The 4,321-nt window shown below is 31.4% G+C and carries 5 protein-coding genes and 1 pseudogene; 4 read left to right on the top strand and 2 right to left on the bottom strand.

Annotated elements, in window-relative coordinates:
• Both KFO35_RS13740 and KFO35_RS13735 read left to right on the top strand, forming a co-directional pair.
• Nucleotides 1-135: pseudogene (locus KFO35_RS13740) on the top strand (IS30 family transposase); the annotation flags it as partial.
• Between the two features lie 377 nt (nucleotides 136-512).
• Nucleotides 513-1,067, top strand: coding sequence for a tyrosine-type recombinase/integrase (locus tag KFO35_RS13735; protein WP_002295761.1), 555 nt, complete (start codon nucleotides 513-515; stop codon nucleotides 1,065-1,067).
• A 62-nt stretch (nucleotides 1,068-1,129) separates the two neighbouring features.
• Here the strand turns inward: KFO35_RS13735 and xerS are convergent, their stop codons facing one another.
• Nucleotides 1,130-2,215 carry a tyrosine recombinase XerS gene (gene xerS, locus KFO35_RS13730; protein ID WP_002295762.1) on the bottom strand — a complete coding sequence of 362 codons (1,086 nt, stop codon included), beginning with the start codon at nucleotides 2,213-2,215 and terminating at the stop codon, nucleotides 1,130-1,132.
• A gap of 321 nt (nucleotides 2,216-2,536) precedes the next feature.
• On the opposite strand from xerS, the gene KFO35_RS13725 reads away from it, so the two are divergent.
• Both KFO35_RS13725 and KFO35_RS13720 read left to right on the top strand, forming a co-directional pair.
• On the top strand, nucleotides 2,537-2,770 hold the full coding sequence (locus KFO35_RS13725) for an AbrB/MazE/SpoVT family DNA-binding domain-containing protein (protein ID WP_002295764.1): 234 nt from the start codon (nucleotides 2,537-2,539) through the stop codon (nucleotides 2,768-2,770).
• Nucleotides 2,767-3,174: a type II toxin-antitoxin system death-on-curing family toxin gene (locus KFO35_RS13720; protein WP_002307501.1), complete on the top strand. Its 408-nt coding sequence runs from the start codon at nucleotides 2,767-2,769 to the stop codon at nucleotides 3,172-3,174. Before KFO35_RS13725 ends, KFO35_RS13720 begins: the two co-directional genes overlap by 4 nt.
• 450 nt (nucleotides 3,175-3,624) lie before the next feature.
• Here the strand turns inward: KFO35_RS13720 and KFO35_RS13715 are convergent, their stop codons facing one another.
• Nucleotides 3,625-4,134 carry a hypothetical protein gene (locus KFO35_RS13715; protein ID WP_002295345.1) on the bottom strand — a complete coding sequence of 170 codons (510 nt, stop codon included), beginning with the start codon at nucleotides 4,132-4,134 and terminating at the stop codon, nucleotides 3,625-3,627.
• Between the last annotated feature and the right edge of the window lie 187 nt (nucleotides 4,135-4,321).

Below are 4,321 nucleotides of genomic sequence, written 5' to 3'. Positions count from 1 at the left end.
TCAGTAGATGAATTTTTTATTCAATCTGTCGCATCTAAACGAAATAATATTCCTAGAAAATCACTGGATTATCGAACACCTTTGGAAGTATTTTTGAGTTACGTAAGTATTGATGATCTGTCTAACTTAATTTGACAATTAAGATAATGAAAAGCTTGGTAGCACGGTTATTCATATGCTAATTTATTTCACTTTATAGTAAGGGGAGTTCTTAGTATATTGTCCAAATTTAAATTTCATATAATTTAATTATGTAAATTAGCTATTCTAAGAACTTCTACGGATAACTGCCCGTCTAAAATTTAAATAAGAGCTTAGAATCTTCATATAAGTAAGGTTAATTTTTTTGTACAAAATAGTCGGAATATTCTGAGTTACTGAAATGATATAAAATCATAAACTAAACCCCTTGATTTTCTTCACTTTTAACAGAGTATATATATAAGTTCATGATTATGGTAAAATATATATATAATCATGAACTCAGAATATTTTTAAGAAGGGAAACAATAGTGAGCTATAATGTACAACCGTTAAGGACAAATGAAGAGATACAAGATTTTCAGTTTTGGCTAAGAAGAACAAGTAATCCAGAAAGAGATAGTTTTTTATTTTTGTTTGGAATCAATAATGGGTTACGTATGTCAGATATTATAGGATTAAAAGTTGGAGACATACGAGGTAAAAGTAAGCCTATTATTGTTGAACATAAAACAGGTAAGCGAAAACCGATTTTTATAGATAATTTGAGAGAAGAGATTTTATTATATACTGAAGGTAAAGAAGAAAATGATTGGTTATTTCCAAGTCGGCAACAAGGTCGACATATAACAAGGGATCGTGTCTATCAGATATATGCAGATATAGCAGAAAAATTAGGAAGAGATGATATAGGAACACATACATTAAGAAAAACTTTTGGGTATCACTACTACAAGAAAACTAGAGACATTGCTACCTTAATGTTTATTTTTAATCATAGTTCTCAATCGATTACTAAAAGATATATTGGAATTACAGAAGATGAAATCGGTGCTTCCTTAAAAGGATTTAAATTAGGTATTTAATCTTTGCATGATTAGAGATAAAAAAAACCAACTACGAAATCTATTTGTAGTTGGACTTTTTTTTATAATGAATTCAATGCATCAATTGTAGCCGCATTGTCTATATGGGTATATAAAGTCGTTGTATTGGTACTTGAATGTCCCAATTGTTGGGCAGTCAATACCAAAGAATTTGTCTGTTGGTAGAGTCTAGTAGCCAATGTATGACGCAGTTTATGCGGACTGACTTGGACTCTGAATCCTTTCGAATATTTTGCTACCATCCGTTCGATTGCAATACCGGATATACGTTTGGCTTCTCCTTGGTAAATTGCTAGAAATAATGCTTTTTCGTTTTCTGTCACTTTATATCTTTCTTTCCGAATAGCTAGATAATTAGCTAAATATTCCATTGCGAACGCTGCTATATTGACCGCATCTCTCTTATTTCCTTTTCTAGTTACTACCACATTATTCTTATCCAAAGATAGATCATCTAAGTTAATATTTACAACCTCGGAGAGTCTCAATCCAGATCCTAAAATCAGTGCATTGATCGCCAGGTCTCTTTCTACATCTCGATGGTAATAGATCAGAGCTCGTTTGCTCAAAGTATTTTTATATTCATTGGCAATATAATCTAGATAATTTTGTGTATCTTCGTCTAGAAATAATTTTTTCTCAATGGCATTTGCACGAGCTGCTAAAGTTGTTTTATCTGTGATAGTTGCTACCTGGTCCATAGGATTATCGTCTAAGTATGGTTTTCCTAGAGGATTATTGGAACTTTTCGAAAGATATTTAAATAGAACTTTCAATGCTGTTATATTTCTATTGATAGTAGAAGTGGATAGGCCTAAGTTATTATTATCTTCGAGCTTAGCTTTTGTTGTATCTTTTTTTACATTTTCTTTTGCGCGACGTTTCAAATGAGATTTGTACAAGTTTAGGTCATAGGCAGTTAAATGTCTTATCGAGGTGATTGAAGTATCAGGAACGATAGACTCACTCAGAAGCCATTCATAAAAGAGCTTATAATTTTTTAGATATTCTAAAGTGGTTCGAGGTGATTGATCTTTATCTTCACGATCTTGAACAAAATCTTTTATATAATCGGGCATATGAAGTATGATTGTATCTATTTTTTGATATATTTCTGTATTTTTCATGTCATTCATCCTTTCAATAAGTAGGAGAGAGGAGTACCCCTACAATTGGACTATACCAATTATAGGGACGTTTGTCAATTGGTATGCTATATTTTTTTTGGAAAACACAAATTATATAAGGTTCTATATAATCATATAAAATAAATGGTATATATAAATAGGCGAGGGGATAGCAGTTTGTATTCTAAAAATTTTTTTGGTTTTTCTTAATTCTATAGAAAGAACAATCTTTCTATAGAGTTAGACATGAGAGGGACTACGATTGATTTAAAATCAATAAGCGTATATACTGTATATACAAACAAAAAAGGGGAGAAGACTATGGCAATCAAAGAAAGAAAATTCAGAGAAGTAGGGAATTCAGTAGTATTAACTATTTCAAAGGAGTTTCTTAAAGAAAATGGGTTAAATCCTGGAGATACGGTTTTTTTAGATGAAGAAAAACTTCGAGCAGCAATTACAAAAAAACAAACCTTATCTGATGAGATCGATGTAGCAATATCTCAAGCATTAACTGAATATGATACTACTTTTAGAGAGCTTGTCGATAAATGAGTGTTCATTACCTAGAAGCCAAAGATGTTATAAAAATGAATGTGATCCAAATAAAAAAATACTCTCCTAATGAACCCATTGGTGTAAAGGACGCGAATGCTTTAGAAATGTGTGTAGGACAACTTCGAGCCTCAGCTTTTGGTGAAGAGGTTTATCCTTCGATTTATGAAAAAGCAGCTATCCTACTTATACAATTGATAAAGAAACATCCTTTTCATAATGCAAATAAACGTACTGCTTTCTTAGCTACTTTTGTCTTTTTGAAAATCAATGGACAGCTTTTAGCTATTGATCAAAAAGATGCTGTAAATTTAGTGGTATATATTGCTACATATGATAAGGATTTTGACCAACTAAAATATGAAGTGATCAACACTATAAAGACACATACGAAACCCATTTAAGGAGTTGCTGTATGTGTCTTTATAGTGTTATTAGCTGCTATAGCGAAATAATTGAAGTAAATTACAAATAGCTATAATTCAAATCCAAGTATATAGAAAACGTAAATTTTCTATATACTTGGATATGCTGGAATGTTTAAGAGAATAATTACATTTCTAGAAAATACAATAAAAATTACAGGATAATTAGCCATATCCTACCTCCTCTAGCAGTTGCTCAAAAGTTAGCACTAAGTAACTTCTTTTTTGTTGCTGGTAACAATTTATCAATACTAAAATAGCGTTTAAGTATCTAATAAATACTAATTTTAAAGCTCTTAATTATTATGAAACACGATATAACAATATTGCTATATCGTGCTATTGTAATATTATACATTTGAAGACAGCGTATTCTTGTTCTAATATCAGGAATTTTTTATAAATATCAGTCATATTAAGACTCAAAATTTATTGGTATGTTCCTCTGTATAGAGTTTGACCGTCTACCATTATATAGCAATTATTATCATTGTTGTCTTGCACCAATATACCGTTAAGGGTAGCACTAGGAGTAGTAACAATCACTGGAAACTCATGAGAAAGCTCGGTCATTTTTCCTGTTCTGCTAGAATCGTGTTCTATTGTCAAGCCATTTACTATAAACGTGAATACTTTACTTCCTATTGTTATAGTAGCTTTTTGAGAAACAGTTTCTGTAGCTGGAGCTGTGCTTCTTTCCGAATTTGTTAGGGTTTCACTGGATTCATTGCTATAAACAATTGTAGAGGATTCTACGGCTTCTTGAGTGTCCACGTTGGTGCTGCTAGCTTCATCTAGCTTCCTTTTGTATTGTTCGTTACTGATTGCTAAGCTTTCCCGTTGGTCATCAAGCTTATTCATTTCTGTAATGGTATAAAATAATCCTCCTGCTAGTGCTATATTAACAACTAAACTAACCGCAAATAATACCTTTTTCATTCTTCCTTCTCTTCTTTCTCTTTTTGTAATTCCTTACTTTTGGATAGGCTACAATTAACTAGACAGAAAAATTAAGGTGTGTAGACTAGAAGAAAACATACCAGGAGGAATTTTTATGTCTAAGAGAACACGAAGAACTTTTTCACAAGAATTCAAGCAACAAATCGTCAATCTTTACTTAGCTGGA

Source organism: Enterococcus lactis (assembly GCF_015751045.1).
In the GTDB taxonomy this organism is placed as follows: domain Bacteria; phylum Bacillota; class Bacilli; order Lactobacillales; family Enterococcaceae; genus Enterococcus_B; species Enterococcus_B lactis.
The sequence above is the reverse complement of the archived record's forward strand: the minus strand, read 5'-3'. Positions and strand labels throughout refer to the sequence as shown.